A 14446-nucleotide genomic window follows, 5' to 3' on the forward strand; every position below is an offset into this window, starting at 1 on the left:
CGCGGCGGCACCCCGGCCCCACTCGCGGGCCGGGGTGCCGCGCTCAGGCGATACGGGCGATCGGGACGGAAGCGTCGAGCGCGGCGTCCGGGCGCGCCATGATCGCGCCGACCTCGTCCGCGGGAAGCGGGCGGGCCAGGTGGAAGCCCTGGCCGAGGCGGTAACCCATCTCGCGCAGCCGGTTCATCTGCTCGGCGCTCTCGATGCCCTCGGCGACCGCGGACAACTGCAGGTGCTCGGCGAGCTGGGCGACCGCCGCCGCCACGGCCAGCCGGCCGCGGTCCGCGCCCTCGCAGATGCCGTCGACGAACGACTTGTCGAGCTTCAGCACGTCCACCGGGAACGCCCGCAGCAGGCTCAGCGACGACTGCCCGGTGCCGAAGTCGTCCAGCGCGAGCCGTACCCCCAGCTCGTGCAGGGCCTCCAGGGTTTCCCGGACGTGCGGCCCGTCGAGCACAGACGACTCGGTGACCTCCAGCACCAGGTTGCCCGGGGACAGGCCGGTGTCGTGCAGCACCGCGGTGACCTCGCCGACGAAGCTGGCCTCGCGCAACTGGCGGGCCGCCACGTTGACGTTGATCGCCCGGATGGCGGCGCTGCCGTACTCGGCCTGCCAGCGGGCGAGCTGCTCGCACGCGGTACGCAGCACCCACGAGCCGAGCGGCACGATCAGCCCGGAACGCTCGGCGACCGGGATGAAGTCGCCCGGCGAGATCGGGCCCTGCTTCGGGTGCTGCCAGCGCACCAGCGCCTCGACGCCGGACAGCTTGCCCGTGACGATGTCGAACACGGGTTGGTACAGCAGGTACAGCTCGTGCCGGATGATCGCGTTGTGCAGCTCGGAGCCGAGCCGGGCGTGGTTGACCACTTCCTGGCGCATCCGCGGCTCGAACCGCGCCCAGGACGCCTTGCCGGCGTCCTTCGCGGCGTACATGGCGATGTCGGCGTTGCGCAGCACCTCGTCGGCGCTGTCGCCGGGCCCGGCCACGGCCACCCCGACGGACGCGTGGGCCAGCAGCTGGTGCTCGCCGACCCGGACCGGCTCCGCGAGCGTCGCGCAGACCCGGACCGCGGCCTGCTCGGCCTCGGCGGGCGTGTCGACGTCGAGCAGCACCCCGAACTCGTCGCCGCCCAGCCGGGCGGGCAGGAACCCTGGCGCGCTGTGCCGCTGCAGCCGCTGCGCCACCTCGAACAGCAGCCGGTCGCCGATCGCGTGGCCCATCGTGTCGTTGACCATCTTGAAGTCGTCGACGTCGATGAGCAGCACGCTGGCGGGCTGGTGGGCGGCGAGCCGTTCGGCGAGCGCGGCGCTGAAGCGGGCCCGGTTGGCCAGCCCGGTCAGCGGGTCGTGCATCGCGAGATGTTCCAGCTCGGCCTGCTGGCGCCGGACCCCGCTCAGCAGCCGGGCGTGCTCGCGCAGCCCGAGCAGTTGCCGGGCCACCACGAACGACGCGGTGAGCACCGCACCGATGATCAGGGCGCGCTGGTTCCAGGTCATCTGCCGCGCCGAGACCGTGACGACCAGGGCGGCGGTGGCGGCCACGGCCAGCAGCGGCAGCGCGCCGAGGATCTTGCGCGCGGCCCACGGGGGACGCGGCGGCGTCGGGCGGCGCAGCGCACGCAGCTGCACGTACGCCGCGATGCCGACGGCGGCACCCATGAGCGGCACGCACAGTACGGACAGCACCAGCCGGCTCGTGCTGTCGCCGACCAGCAGCACCACCGCCGCGACGACCCCGGCCAGCGGCACCACCGCCAGGGTGCGCAGGGACGCGGGGTGGAGCTGGATGTCCGGCCGGGTCGTGGCCCGTCCGATGACCACAAGCGCCAGCACGCCACCGACGCCGACGAGGGCGGCGGCGGCCTGGGTGCTGCCCGGGGTGCCGGGGGGCGCCAGGTCGGCGACCACGAACCAGAAGATCAGCCCGCCGGCCGCCGAGATCGTCGCCCCGTCGAGGGCGAGCTGCGCCCGGCGCAGCGGGGACAGGGCGCCGCGGGGCAGGTGCAGGAAGGCGAGCATTGCCATGATCAGGGCCGGCACCATCAGCGCGGCGACGATCGGCGACAGTCCCGGGCTGTCACTGGCGTTCGGCAGGCCCACGGCGGTGGCCAGGAGCATGCTCAGGCAGGCATGCGACATCCGGCGCCAGAAGCCGCGAATGTGCCGGGGCAGCACGATCATCGCGCCGATGCGGTGGCAGGCGTACGCCGCGGCGGCCATCGCGAGCGGCGCCGCCGCGAACCCGGGCGTCTGGGACGTGCCGGGGTCCCGCAGCAGCAGCCAGGCGACCGCACCGATCACCGTGGCGACCGCGGCGAGCATCGGCGGCAGCCCTCGGTGCGCAGCGGCGGCCACCTGGCTGCCCTGCTCCCGCTTTTTGGCTGCGCTCATCCCTCGCCCAGGCTCCCCGTGTCGGCGTTCTTGGTTGTCAAGTCGGCCTGGGCGGGACAAAGCTGAGCAGGGCGGGCAGTCGGGCAGCCCAGTGCGGGGGCAGCCCGGGGAGCGGGGAAGCCCGAGCGGGTGTCAGCCCTGCAGGGCGGCGGTGACGACCGCGCGGGCCTCCTGCTGGATGGTGGCGAGGTGGTCCGGGCCGCGGAACGACTCGGCGTAGATCTTGTACACGTCCTCGGTGCCGGACGGGCGCGCGGCGAACCAGCCCGACTCGGTGCTCACCTTCAGCCCGCCGATCGGTGCGCCGTTGCCCGGTGCCGTGGTGAGCACCGCGGTGATCGGCTCACCGGCCAACTCGGTCGCGGTGACCTGCTGCGGCGACAGCTTCGCCAGGACCGCCTTCTGCTCGCGGGTCGCGGGCGCGTCGATACGGGCGTACGCGGGCTCGCCGAACCGTCCGGCCAGGTCCCGGTAGTGCTCGCTGGGGGTACGCCCGGTGGCGGCGACGATCTCGGCGGCGAGCAGGTCGAGCAGGATGCCGTCCTTGTCGGTGCTCCACGAGCTGCCGTCGCGGCGCAGGAACGACGCCCCGGCGCTCTCCTCACCGCCGAAGCCGACCGACCCGTCGAGCAGACCCGGCACGAACCACTTGAAGCCCACCGGCACCTCGACCAGGCGGCGGCCCAGGTCCGCGGCCACCCGGTCGATCATCGACGAGGAGACCAGAGTCTTGCCCACCGCCGCGGCGGCCGGCCAGTCCGTACGGGCCCGGAACAGGTACGAGATCGCCACCGCCAGGTAGTGGTTCGGGTTCATCAGACCCGCGTCCGGGGTGACGATGCCGTGCCGGTCCGCGTCCGCGTCGTTGCCCGTGGCGAGCTGGAACCGGTCCTTCTGGCCGATCAGCGACGCCATCGCGTACGGCGACGAGCAGTCCATCCGGATCTTGCCGTCCCAGTCCAGCGTCATGAACCGGAACGTCGGGTCGACCTCCGGGTTGACCACGGTCAGGTCCAGCCCGTACCGCTCGCCGATCTCGCCCCAGTACGCGACGGACGCCCCGCCCAGCGGGTCCGCCCCGATGCGCACCCCGGCCGCCCGGATCGCGTCCATGTCGATGACCGAGCCCAGGTCGTCGACGTAGCGGGCCAGGAAGTCGTACCCGGACACGGTCGGCGCGGTACGCGCCCGCGCGGCCGGGACCCGGCGTACCTCCTTGAGCCCGGCCGCGATCAGCGCGTTCGCCCGGTCCTGGATCCAGGTCGTGGCGTCGGTGTCGGCCGGGCCGCCGTGCGGCGGGTTGTACTTGAAACCGCCGTCGTCCGGCGGGTTGTGCGACGGGGTGACCACCACCCCGTCGGCGAGCCCGGCCGTGCGGCCGCGGTTGTGGGTGAGCACGGCGTGCGACAGCGCCGGGGTCGGGGTGTACCCGTCGCGGCTGTCCACCAGCACGGTCACGTCGTTGGCCGCGAAGACCTCCAGCGCGCTGACCATCGCCGGCTCGCTGAGCGCGTGCGTGTCGCGGCCGAGGAACAGCGGACCGTCGGTGCCCTGCGCCTTGCGGTACTCGACGATGGCCTGGCTGGTCGCCACGATGTGGTCCTCGTTGAACGCGACCTTGAGGCTGGAGCCGCGGTGCCCCGAGGTGCCGAACGCGACCCGCTGCTCCGCCACCGACGGGTCGGGGTGCTCGGTGTAGTAGGCGAGGACCACCCGGGGCACGTCGATGGCGTCGCGGGCCTCGGCGGGCTCGCCGGCGCGGGGGTGCACGGACATCGATGACCTCCTGTGTCATGGGCCTGCCCGGATCGTATCGTCGCCTCCGGGGCACCCGGAGTTGCCGCGCGTTGAACCTTTCCGCTCCCGCCTGCGAACTACTCGTCGTGACTGGTGCCGACGCGGCCGGGGGGCCGCCGACCACCCGAGCCCGGCGTGCCCTGCGCAGGAGTGCCCGGGTCCTGCCCGCCTGGATCGTGGCGGTCCTGGCCGGTGCCGCCGCGCTGCTGCTGCCCGCCGGCCCGGCGTCCGCGCACGCCGCGATGGTCGCCGCCGCGCCGGCCGCGGGCAGCATCGTCGCCGCCTCACCGACCGAGGTGAGCGTCGTGTTCAGCGAGCCGGTCACCCCGGTGCCCGGGCGCGTGCAGGTGCTCGCCCCGGACGGCACCCGGATCAGCGGGGCCGCGCGGGCGCAGGGCACCGTGCTGCGCATCCCGGTGCGCCGCGCCGACCACCCGCTGGGCACCTACCTGGTCAGCTACCGGGTGGTCTCGGCGGACAGCCACCCGGTCGGCGGGGCGCTCACGTTCTCGGTGGGGGCGCCGTCGGCGCGCCCGGCCGAGCCGCCCGCGGCCGGGGTGCACCCGTCGGTCGCGGTCGCGGTCCCGGCCGCCCGGTTCCTCGGGTACGCGGGACTGGCCCTGGCCGTGGGCCCCACGCTGCTGCTGGCGCTGCTGTGGCCGCGCCGGATGTCGCGCCGCGGCCCGATCCGGCTGGCGTACACCGGCCTGGGCCTGCTCGCCGCGGGCACCCTCGCAGGGCTGTGGGTGCAGGCACCGAACTCCAGCGGCGACCCGCTGTGGCGGGTGTCGCCGGGCGAGCTGGGCGAGGTCCTGGCCAGCCCGTACGGGCTGGCGCTGACGGCCCGGCTGGCCGTGCTCGCGATCGTGGGGGCGCTGCTGCCCCCGGTGCTGCGCGGTACCGCCGGGCGGGGCCGGGCGCTCGCCGTGACCGGGCTGGCGCTGGCCGCGCTGGTGACCTGGCCGCTGACCGGTCACGCCGTGGCCGCCCCGCTGGCGGGCGCGGTGGCCGCCGCGGACGTGGTGCACCTCGCCGCGATGGCGGTGTGGCTGGGTGGCCTCGCGACCCTCACGGTGTTCCTGCTGCCCCGCGCCCACCCACGGGTGCTCGGGGTGCTGCTGCCCGCCTGGTCGCGGTGGGCGGCGCTGGCGGTGGTGTGGCTGGTCGGCGGCGGGGTGGTGCAGGCCGTCGTCCAGGTCGGGTCCGTACCCGCGCTGTGGCGTACCGACCACGGGCGGCTGCTGCTGGCGAAGATCGCGGTGCTGGCGGTGACGCTCGGCGCGGCCGCGTACGCGCGCCGGCTGGTGCGCCGCGACCCGGCCGCCGGGGTGTCCCGGCTGCGGCGCGCGGTCGCCCTGGAGGCCGTGGCGACGTGCGTGGTGCTCGGGCTCAGCGCGGTGCTGGTGCAGGCCACCCCCGGGCGCAGCGTCGCCGCCGAACGCGCCGCCGAATCGGACACCGGGGTGTCGCAGACGTTGAGCTGCCCGCTGTTCACGCTGCAGTTCAACGTGTATCCGGTGGAGGTCGGCGAGAACAACACCGTGCACGCGTTCGTGTACACCCCGGCCGGGGCGCCGCTGCCCGCGGAGGAATGGACCATCACCACGCGGCTCGCCGGGACGGACATCGAACCGGTCCGCACCCCGATGCTGCCGCTGGTGCCGCGCCACCACGCGGTCGGGGCGCTGACGTTCCCGCTGCCGGGGACGTACGAGGTCCGGTTCACGGTCCGGACCTCCGACATCGACCAGGGCACCGTCACGACGACGATCACCGTTCCCGGGGCCGGGCCGCGGCGCTGACCGGGCCGGTCCTGGGTAGCCTCTGGCGCGTGCTGATCCTGCTGCCGCCGTCGGAGGGCAAGACCGCCCCGGCCACCGGCGACCCGGTCGACCTGTCCGCGCTGTGGCTCCCCCAGCTCGCCCCGGCCCGTCGCCGGGTGCTCACCCGGCTGGTCGCGCTGTGCCGGCGCAGCAGCGCCCGCGGCGTCGCCGACTCCCTGGCCACCCTGGGGCTGGGCGCCGGGCAGCGGGCGGAGGTGACCCGCAACGCGACCCTGGCCGAGGCGGCCACCGCGCCGGCCGCCGACATCTACACCGGGGTGCTGTACGAGGCGCTGGGCCTGGCCACCCTGGACCCGGCTGCGCGGGACTGGGTCGACGCCCGCGCGGTGGTCTTTTCGGGGCTCTGGGGCGTGGTGCGGCCCGGGGACCGGATTCCCGCATACCGCTGCTCGGTCGGGGTCAGCCTGCCGGCGGTCGGCGGGCTCGCCGCGTACTGGCGGGCCGCGCTGGGGTCGGCGCTGGAGCGCGCCGCGGGCGACGGCCTGGTGCTGGACCTGCGTTCGGGGGCGTACGGCGCGATGTGGGCGCCCGCCGGGCCGGTCGCGGCGCGTACGGCCACGGTCCGGGTGCTGCACGAACGGAGAGTCGACGGGGTGACCCGGCGCAGCGTGGTGAGCCATTTCAACAAGGCCACCAAGGGCCGCCTGGTGCGCGCGCTGGCCGCCGCGGGTGCGGCGCCGGGCACCGTGGACGAGCTGATCGTGGCGTTGCGCGATCTCGGGCACACCGTCGAGGAGGCACCCGCGGCCGCGGCCCGGCCCCGCCGCCTCGACGTGGTCGTCTCCGAGGTGTAGGCCGGCGGGTCGCGCCGACGGTGGCGAGCGAGCCGCGGAACGGGCCTTCCGGTCACCGGGCCGGACGGGGGACAGGGCGGACATTGCCGGTCCGCCGAACCGCCGATGCACGGGCTCGACCATTGGGTCGGTTACCGATTCCGCTCTGGTTCGCCACCGATCGAAATGAGATCGTGTAGCTCCCCACGACCACGGTCGGCGACGGAACACCGCGCCGACCCGCCAGAAGAGCAGCACAGGGCTGCCCGCGCGGCCGCCCGGCGGCGCGCGGCGAAGCCCCACGGACGACCGAGGAGGGTCGGTTGCCCGACGACGACCGCGGGCCGGTACGCCGGCCTCAACCGCAGGGGCGCGGGCAGGCAGCAGGGCAGCGGCCGTACGCGGCAGGTGGCTCCAGCCGCCGGACCAGCTACGGCTACCGCAACACGGGACGGCGCGGCCCTGCCGTACCGTCGATCCTGCTGAACGACAGCTCGCGACGCCGCCTCGGTGAATTCGTGCTGCCCGCCTCGGTGATCCTCGCGGGTGTGCTGCTCGTGGTGGCGTTCGCGTTCTTCGTCAGCCGCGCCCAGCGCAAAGACGAAGCCCCGATCAGCGGGCCGCAGCCGCCCGCGCTGGGCGGGGCGCAGCTCGACCCCACTCCGGAGCAGACCATTCCGCTGCCCAGTGCGTCGCCCAGCCCGTCGAGCTCCCCCACGCCGTCGCCGAGCAAGAGCACGGCCCCCACCTCGTCCCCGCCGCCCGACCGCGGATCCGTCGCGATCAGCCGTTCCGGGGTGGCCGACGTGGTGGACCTGTCCGCCGAGGGCACCCGGGACTGGGTGCACTGGGGCGAGGGCGGCACGTTCTCCCTGGAACGCGACCGCAACGGCGACTTCCAGATCCTGGAGGGTGCGCCGACCGCCCCCCGGTTCCGGCACGCCCTGAGCCCGCAACGGTTCACCTGGACCGACGGTTCGCCGGTCAGCAACTCCGACGGCACCCCGACCGGCATCCGGACCTGCGACGAGGGCAACGGGTTCACGATCTCCGCCCCCGCCACCCGCACCAGCCGCACCCTGCGGCTGTACGTGGGCGCGCTGGCCGCCCGGGGCCGCCTGACCGCGAAGCTGCCCGGGGACGAGGCCAGCAGCGCGGCCACGTTCGAGCAGCGCCGGGGCGATCTGGACACGGCGGTGTTCACCGTGACGTACCGGGCGCCCAAGGACGGCACGCTGAAGCTGACCTGGACCACCGAGAAGTCGTTCAACCCCGACTGCGGCGGAGTGGCACTCCAGGCGGCCACGCTACGGTGAGCCGGCCGCCGGCCGAAGGTGGTGCTGATTCGCCCCCAGACGCGCCGATGGGCCGGCCCACGGAAGGACGCCGATGACGACCGCCGCTGATCCCGGGACCGCCGGGGTGGACAAGGATCGCCTGGAGCTGTGCCTGCAGGTCCTGGCCGAGGTCCAGGAACTGCCGGTGGAGCACCCGGACGCGGTCGCCGTCCGGCGGGCCACGGCCGGGATGTTCAAGGTCGTCAAGCAGCGCCGCCGCGAGGAACGCCGCGACGCGATCCGCCGCGCCGACGGGGCGGTCGACGCGGCCACCGCGACCGCAGCGCCGGGACGCATCGACGACGAGACCGCGGGGCTGCCGCTGCGCACCAACACCGCGGGCCGCAGCGCCGGGGTGCTGCACCGCGCCCGCGCCTGCTACGTGTGCAAACAGCGTTACCGCGAGGTCGACGCGTTCTACCACCAGTTGTGCCCGGAATGCGCGGCGCGGCATCACGAGCGCCGCGACGCCCGTACGGACCTGACCGGTCGGCGGGCGCTGCTCACCGGCGGACGAGCCAAGATCGGCATGTACATCGCGCTGCGGCTGCTGCGCGACGGCGCCCACACGACGATCACCACCCGCTTCCCGAACGACGCGGTGCGCCGCTTCGCGGCGATGCCGGACAGCGCGGAGTGGCTGCACCGGCTCCGGGTGGTCGGCATCGATCTGCGGGACCCGGCCCAGGTCGTCGCGCTGGCCGACTCGGTCGCGGCGCGCGGCCCGCTGGACATCCTGATCAACAACGCCGCCCAGACGGTACGGCGCTCCCCCGGCGCGTACTCCGCGCTGGTGGCCGCCGAGTCCGCGCCGCTTCCCGCCGGTCCCCTGCCGGAGCTGGAGTTCCTCGGCGGCCGTTCCGCGGCCGCCGCGCTGACCGGTCCGCCCTCCGGTGACCCGTCGGCCGCGCCGATCGTGCCGATCACCCCGGAGGCGGTGACCGCGCTCGCGCTCACCGCCGGGTCGACCGCGATCGATGCGGGTGGCCTCGTGCCCGACCTGGCCGCCAGCAACAGCTGGAGCGACCGGGTGCACGAGGTCGACCCGCTGGAACTGCTCGAAGTGCAGCTGTGCAACGTGACCGCCCCGTTCGTCCTGGTCAGCCGCCTGCGCGCGGCGATGACCGCCTCGGCGTTCCCGCGCCGCTACGTGGTGAACGTGTCCGCCATGGAAGGGGTGTTCAACCGCGGCTACAAGGGCGCGGGGCACCCGCACACCAACATGGCCAAGGCGTCGCTGAACATGCTGACCCGCACCAGCGCGGCCGACATGTTCACCGACGGCATCCTGATGACCAGTGTGGACACCGGCTGGATCACCGACGAACGTCCCCACCCGACCAAGGCGCGGCTGGCCGACGAGGGCTTCCACGCCCCGCTGGACCTGGTCGACGGCGCGGCCCGGGTGTACGACCCGATCGTGCGCGGCGAACGCGGCGAGGACCTGTACGGCTGCTTCCTGAAGGACTACGCCCCCGCGCCCTGGTGACTATGGGCAGAGCCGCCGGAACGTGTCGGCCAGCGGTTCCGCGCGGGCGTGCCGGTATCCGGTACCCGCCCACAGGTGCAGGCGCTCCGGGTCACCGGCGGCGGCCGCCGCGCGGCGCACCGGCGCGGTCAGGTGGTGCAGCGCCGGGTAGCCCAGCGGGGCCGGCTCCGAGTACCGGTCGGTGAAACGGTTGCGCAGCCCGCGCGCCGGTCGCCCCGTGAACGCCCTGGTCACCACGGTGTCGCGCCGCCCCTCGGCCAGCGCGGCCCGGTAGGTTTCCGGGGCGCCGCTCTCCCGCGTACGCACCAGCACGGTCCCGACCACCGCCGCGGCCGCGCCGGCGCGCCCGGCCTCGGCCACCTCCGCGGCTGTGCCGATGCCTCCGGCCGCCACCATCGGCAGCGCGGTCCTTGCGCGGACCGCGGCGAGCAGGTCGGTGAGCGGCAGATCCGGCAGGCTCCGATGGGGACTGAGCGTGCCGGAATGGCCGCCCGCGGCGGCCGACTGCACGATCAGCGCGTCCACCCCGGCGTCCGCCGCGGCCTGCGCCTCGGCCGGGTCGGTCACGGTCTGCCAGACGAGCGTCCCGGCGCGGCGCAGCGCGGCGACGATGGACCGCGCCGGGATGCCGAACGTGAAGCTCACCACGGGTACGGGGTCGGCGAGCAGCAGGTCCACCTTGTCCTGCCAGTGGTCGTCGTCCTCGACCGGTGCGGCGTCCTTGAGGCTGAGGCCGTACGCCGCGGCCTCCGGCTGGAGCAGGTCGGCGTACCGGCGGAACGCGGCCGGGTCGACCGGCACCGGTGGCGGCGCGAACACGTTGACCCCGAACGGCGTCCCGGCGTCGCGCACCTCGGCGATCGCCGCGGCGAGGTCGGCGGCGGTGCGGTACCCGGCGGGGACGAACCCCACACCGCCGGCGCGGGCGGCGGCGGTGACCAGCGCGGTGGTGGACGCGCCGCCCGCCATCGGGGCGGCGATCAGCGGGACGGCAAGGTCGAGAGCTGGCAACGGCGTACCCATGCGACGGTTCTACCGCAACTCCGCCACCGTGGATGCCGTTCGGCCCGCAGCCGTCGCCGCGCACCGGTACATTGACATCCATGGTTTCTCGTCGATCCCTGTTGCGCGGCGCCGGCGGTCTGGCCGCCGCGCTGCCGTTGTCCGCCGGTCCGGCCGGAACCAAGGCCGTGGGCGCCGCTCACGAGGCCGCCGGGGCGGCGGTGGCGGCGACCGTGAGTGCCGCGCGTGGCCCGCTCGACGACGCCCGGGTGATCACCCCCGAGCTCACCCCCACCCACCTGCTGGTGTCGGCGCCCGCGGAGGTCCGGCTGCGCACCGCCGAGGGCTGGCAGCCGTGGCGCCCCGCCACCGGCTGCCCGGCCGGCCCCGATCAGCCGCCCGCCGCGGCCCGCCTGCTGGTGGGCGCCACCGGCACCGTGGAATACCAGGTCCGCCGTCCCGACGGCGCCCCGGTCGAGGTCACCGAGCTGAACACCGTGGCCGGCCCGGTGCGCGCCGCGGCGGCGCCGGTCGCGCCGGTGCTTCCCCTGCCGCACGCCGCGGGCTGCGACTGGCGTCCCCGCTACCTGAGCCGTGCCGCGTGGGGCGCCGACGAGTCGTACCGCTACAACCCGGACGGCACATTGGACACCCCGCCCGCGTTCTACGGCGTACAGACGCTGACCGTGCATCACAGCGGCGAGGACAACCCGGAGCCGGACCCGATCGCGCACATCCGCGGGATCTACTACAACCAGGCCGTCGCGATGGACTGGGGCGACATCGGCTACCAGTTGCTCATCGACGCCGACGGCCGGGTCTACGAGGGCACGTACTCCGACGAGGACCGGATTCCGGTGTTCGGGCCGCAGCGCGGCCCGGACGGCCACCCGTTGATGGTCAACGGCGCGCACGTGGGCGGGTTCAACGCGGGCAACATCGGCATCTGCGTACTCGGCAACTACATGCTCGCGCCGCCGTCGTCCGCGTCGATGCGGTCGCTGACCGTGGTGCTGGCGCTGCTGGCCGCGTCGACCGGGCTGGACCCGCTCGGCACGACCCACTACGTCAACCCGGTGTCCGGTGCCATCGCCACGATCGCGACGATCGCCGGCCACCAGGACTGGCACACGGCCAACCCGGCGGCCGGGTCGACCCTGTGCCCCGGCGACCAGCTCTACGCCCGGCTGCCCGACCTCCGCAGACGGGCGGCCGCCCTGGTGCACACGCTCCGCAGCTGAGCGTTCACGAGGACCCGGCGCGACAACTCACGGACCGCTCAGCGCAGACGCGTACGCACCACCAGATCGTGCAGCGCTGCCAGGGCAGCCGGGTCGGCGTGCTCGGGCAGCGCCGAGACGTCGCGTGCCGCCTCCAGCTCGGCGCGCAGCCGGGGCACGTCGGCGGCGAGTCGCTCCGCTGCGCCCGCTGGGAGCGGCCCATGCTCCGCCTCCCGCTTGGCGGCGATCAGCTCCGGGACGTACGCCAGCCCGGACCCGAGCACGCCGAGGTTCGTTTCCAGCCGCCCGCTGCGCATCAGATGGATGCCGGTCAGCAACACTCGAAGCGTGTACAACGCAGGTTTGAGCTGCCCGGTCCTGACGTACTGCCGCTCCTGGCCGGCCGCAAACCCGAGGTAGTGGTGGGCGTGATTGCGGGTGATCAAGCCGTCGGCCAGGGCCATGAGTTCGGCGTGCACCTCGGTCGTGACGACCACCAGCGGCGACAGCAGCTGCTCCAGGACGTAGCCGTTGCGGCTGTTCAGCAGCCTGGCGAACTTCAGCAGGTCGTGGCTCACCACGTCCAGTTCGACCCCGTCGCGGACCCCGGTGTGCTGCAGGGTGGAAGGACCGGTGTGCAGCCCGACCACCTCGTCCGCGCGCAGCAGGTGCATGGCGCGCAGATCGAGGTCGGAGTCGATGGACGCGAATCCGTACAGGTGGGCGCCACTGACCGTGGCGAACAACACGGGACGCGGCAGCGCACGGGCCTGCTCGGCGGCCCAGTGCGGCACTTCGGTGGTCACTGCAGGTTCCTTTCCCGTACGGCGACGAGCAGCCGGTCGACGGTGTCCCGGTCGGGCTGCTCCGGCAACCGTGAGGTCGTGGCGGCGTCGGTGAGCTCGGCCAGCAGATCCGCCGCCCAGGCAGCGACCATCTCCCAGGACAGTTCGCCACGCCGGACCGCGAGCAACCGGTCACGCAGGTCCCGGACATCCACCAGGACCTCCCCGGTACGCAGCACGTGCGCCCCTGCGAACAGGAGCCGGATCATGTGCATGGCCTGCTTGTGATTGGTCTCGCCGGTGCGCGCGCGGCGGGCCGCGACCCGGTCGAGCTGATCCCGGGCGTAACCGCCGTACGTGTCCGCCACTCGCCGCGACAGGAACGCCTGCCGGACCGCCAGCAGCGCCTCACCGTCCGCGGTCACCGTCTCGATCAGCGGGGACCACAGCACCTCCAGGACGGTGGGGTTGGCCTGCAGGGCGAGCACGCAGAAGCGCTCCAGCTCCCAGGAGAACTGTTCCTGAGCCGGGCCGTCGAGATGGGTCGGTGGCTTGTCGAGGCGCCAGAATGCGCGGGTCGGTGCGGCGTAGACGCCCCGGCGGTCGTGGTCGGACCCGGGGCCGTCCAGCCCGTAGGCGCGGGAGCCGACCACGACGCCGAGGATCGTGTGCCGTTCGACAAGGTCGATCATGCCGGGCAGGCTACCGAACGGTCCCGCCCGGGGGCGCTGCCTTTACGCAGCAGCTACTCGCCGATGGGGCCGCCGGACATCTCGGCGACGATGTCGAGGTGCCCGAGGTGGCGGGCGTACTCCTGCAGGAGGTGGAACAGCACGCGCTCCAGCGGGGGCGCTGGTTCGCCGTCCCAGCGCGGGCTCGGCGCCCCGACCGTCGTGAGGTCGGTGCGCGACACGACCTCGCTCGTGTGGGCACCCTGCTCCCGCAGCGCCGCCAGCAGACCCTCGCGGGTCTCGTCGGGCGCGACGTACCACCGGTCGTCGCGGCGGTCGCCCCACGGTTCGTCGATCTTGCGGCCTTCGAATCCCCACGCGATCCAGCGCAGTTCGACGTACCGCAGGTGTTTGACCAGTTCCAGCGGGGTCCAGCCGGACGGGAGCCGGCTGCGGCGCAGCTCGTCGCCGGGCAGCGCGGCCACCTTCGCCAGCACGGTCTCGCGGAAGTAGTCGAGATATCTCAGGAACACCTCGGTGCGCCCGGTGGCGGGAAACAGCGGCGAGGGGTGGGGCATCGTCATGCCGTCATTGTGGACGACCGGGCGATCGGCCCGCCGGGCACGGCGTATCCGCCAGGTGGCTGATGTTTCGTACGGCCCGCGTGGCGGATGCTGAGCCGAGGCGCATGGCCCGCCTCGTGACGCACCGGCTTCAGGGTTGCGACACGAGGCGGACCGTGAATGGCGATTCCGTCCCCGGAAATGATTCGCCCGGGCGTATTCCGCACGCCCGGGCAAATGCTTTTGTCACATGTCGTGGTACACGGCCGACGTCGTTTCCGCATTGTGGTGCGACGTTGCGGCCGCATCGGACCGGACGGCATTCCGATCGCCGGGGTGGAGGGTCACCGGTGCGGTGACGATCGCGCCCACTGCGGCCGCAGCCGCGAGGAGGCGGACGGCGCTGAGCCTCTTCCGCATGTCTTCTCCTGCCTGGGATAGCTGCATGACACCTGGCCAGGTTGTTGCCACCATGGCAGTCGTACGTCGCCGAGCAAGGATCCGGCGGTAACGACCACACCAACTATTGGCGCCCGGCGGGTGACGACACACTTGATCACCATTCGGAATGCG

At 74.0% G+C, this 14446-nt stretch carries 12 protein-coding genes; 5 read left to right on the forward strand and 7 right to left on the reverse strand.

All coding sequences use genetic code 11. The features are described from left to right. Positions 1-43: 43 nt before the first annotated feature. On the reverse strand, positions 44-2392 hold the full coding sequence (locus ACMCNK_RS06905; RefSeq protein ID WP_412735548.1) for a putative bifunctional diguanylate cyclase/phosphodiesterase: 2349 nt from the start codon (positions 2390-2392) through the stop codon (positions 44-46). Positions 2393-2524: 132 nt separating this feature from the next. Further along, on the reverse strand, positions 2525-4168 hold the full coding sequence (pgm, locus tag ACMCNK_RS06910; RefSeq protein ID WP_412735549.1) for a phosphoglucomutase (alpha-D-glucose-1,6-bisphosphate-dependent): 1644 nt from the start codon (positions 4166-4168) through the stop codon (positions 2525-2527). A gap of 107 nt (positions 4169-4275) precedes the next feature. Between pgm and ACMCNK_RS06915 the strand changes: the two genes are divergently transcribed. The 4 genes from ACMCNK_RS06915 to ACMCNK_RS06930 all read left to right on the forward strand — a co-directional run bounded on the left by ACMCNK_RS06915 (position 4276) and on the right by ACMCNK_RS06930 (position 9632). Then, complete coding sequence (locus tag ACMCNK_RS06915; protein WP_412735550.1) at positions 4276-5991, forward strand: copper resistance protein CopC; 1716 nt, start codon at positions 4276-4278, stop codon at positions 5989-5991. 29 nt (positions 5992-6020) lie between these two features. Further along, on the forward strand, positions 6021-6827 hold the full coding sequence (gene yaaA, locus ACMCNK_RS06920) for a peroxide stress protein YaaA (protein ID WP_412735551.1): 807 nt from the start codon (positions 6021-6023) through the stop codon (positions 6825-6827). Positions 6828-7129: 302 nt separating this feature from the next. After that, entirely contained in the window at positions 7130-8122 is a 993-nt protein-coding gene (locus tag ACMCNK_RS06925; protein ID WP_412735552.1) for a hypothetical protein, read from the forward strand. A 73-nt stretch (positions 8123-8195) separates the two neighbouring features. Further along, positions 8196-9632: an SDR family NAD(P)-dependent oxidoreductase gene (locus tag ACMCNK_RS06930; RefSeq protein WP_412735553.1), complete on the forward strand. Its 1437-nt coding sequence runs from the start codon at positions 8196-8198 to the stop codon at positions 9630-9632. Here the strand turns inward: ACMCNK_RS06930 and ACMCNK_RS06935 are convergent, their stop codons facing one another. Next, positions 9633-10655 (reverse strand): NAD(P)H-dependent flavin oxidoreductase, encoded by a 1023-nt coding sequence (locus tag ACMCNK_RS06935; protein WP_412735554.1) that lies wholly within the window; start codon positions 10653-10655, stop codon positions 9633-9635. Between the two features lie 80 nt (positions 10656-10735). On the opposite strand from ACMCNK_RS06935, the gene ACMCNK_RS06940 reads away from it, so the two are divergent. Further along, positions 10736-11875 carry a peptidoglycan recognition family protein gene (locus tag ACMCNK_RS06940; RefSeq protein ID WP_412735555.1) on the forward strand — a complete coding sequence of 380 codons (1140 nt, stop codon included), beginning with the start codon at positions 10736-10738 and terminating at the stop codon, positions 11873-11875. 38 nt (positions 11876-11913) lie between these two features. Here the strand turns inward: ACMCNK_RS06940 and ACMCNK_RS06945 are convergent, their stop codons facing one another. From ACMCNK_RS06945 to ACMCNK_RS06960, 4 genes are all read right to left on the reverse strand, one after another. Further along, the gene (locus tag ACMCNK_RS06945) at positions 11914-12660 is read right to left on the reverse strand and encodes a DNA polymerase beta superfamily protein (RefSeq protein WP_412735556.1); all 747 of its coding nucleotides are present in this window, start codon (positions 12658-12660) and stop codon (positions 11914-11916) included. Beyond that, positions 12657-13331: a DNA polymerase beta superfamily protein gene (locus ACMCNK_RS06950; RefSeq protein ID WP_412735557.1), complete on the reverse strand. Its 675-nt coding sequence runs from the start codon at positions 13329-13331 to the stop codon at positions 12657-12659. Before ACMCNK_RS06950 ends, ACMCNK_RS06945 begins: the two co-directional genes overlap by 4 nt. 53 nt (positions 13332-13384) lie before the next feature. Next, a complete protein-coding gene (locus ACMCNK_RS06955) occupies positions 13385-13894 on the reverse strand; it encodes a DinB family protein (protein WP_412735558.1) in 510 nt (169 codons plus the stop codon). Positions 13895-14119: 225 nt separating this feature from the next. Continuing rightward, entirely contained in the window at positions 14120-14293 is a 174-nt protein-coding gene (locus ACMCNK_RS06960; RefSeq protein WP_412735559.1) for a hypothetical protein, read from the reverse strand. Positions 14294-14446: the final 153 nt, after the last annotated feature.

Origin of the sequence: Krasilnikovia sp. MM14-A1259 (assembly GCF_047159535.1) — a bacterium.
GTDB lineage: Bacteria > Actinomycetota > Actinomycetes > Mycobacteriales > Micromonosporaceae > Actinoplanes.

What these genes read in the sequence shown, in the direction of transcription:
- ACMCNK_RS06905 (WP_412735548.1), bottom strand. Translation starts at nt 2,392, where the DNA reads ATGAGCGCAGCCAAAAAGCGGGAGCAGGGCAGCCAGGTGGCCGCCGCT.
- pgm (WP_412735549.1), bottom strand. Translation starts at nt 4,168, where the DNA reads ATGTCCGTGCACCCCCGCGCCGGCGAGCCCGCCGAGGCCCGCGACGCC.
- ACMCNK_RS06930 (WP_412735553.1), top strand. Translation starts at nt 8,196, where the DNA reads ATGACGACCGCCGCTGATCCCGGGACCGCCGGGGTGGACAAGGATCGC.
- ACMCNK_RS06935 (WP_412735554.1), bottom strand. Translation starts at nt 10,655, where the DNA reads ATGGGTACGCCGTTGCCAGCTCTCGACCTTGCCGTCCCGCTGATCGCC.
- ACMCNK_RS06940 (WP_412735555.1), top strand. Translation starts at nt 10,736, where the DNA reads ATGGTTTCTCGTCGATCCCTGTTGCGCGGCGCCGGCGGTCTGGCCGCC.
- ACMCNK_RS06950 (WP_412735557.1), bottom strand. Translation starts at nt 13,331, where the DNA reads ATGATCGACCTTGTCGAACGGCACACGATCCTCGGCGTCGTGGTCGGC.
- ACMCNK_RS06955 (WP_412735558.1), bottom strand. Translation starts at nt 13,894, where the DNA reads ATGACGATGCCCCACCCCTCGCCGCTGTTTCCCGCCACCGGGCGCACC.
- ACMCNK_RS06960 (WP_412735559.1), bottom strand. Translation starts at nt 14,293, where the DNA reads ATGCGGAAGAGGCTCAGCGCCGTCCGCCTCCTCGCGGCTGCGGCCGCA.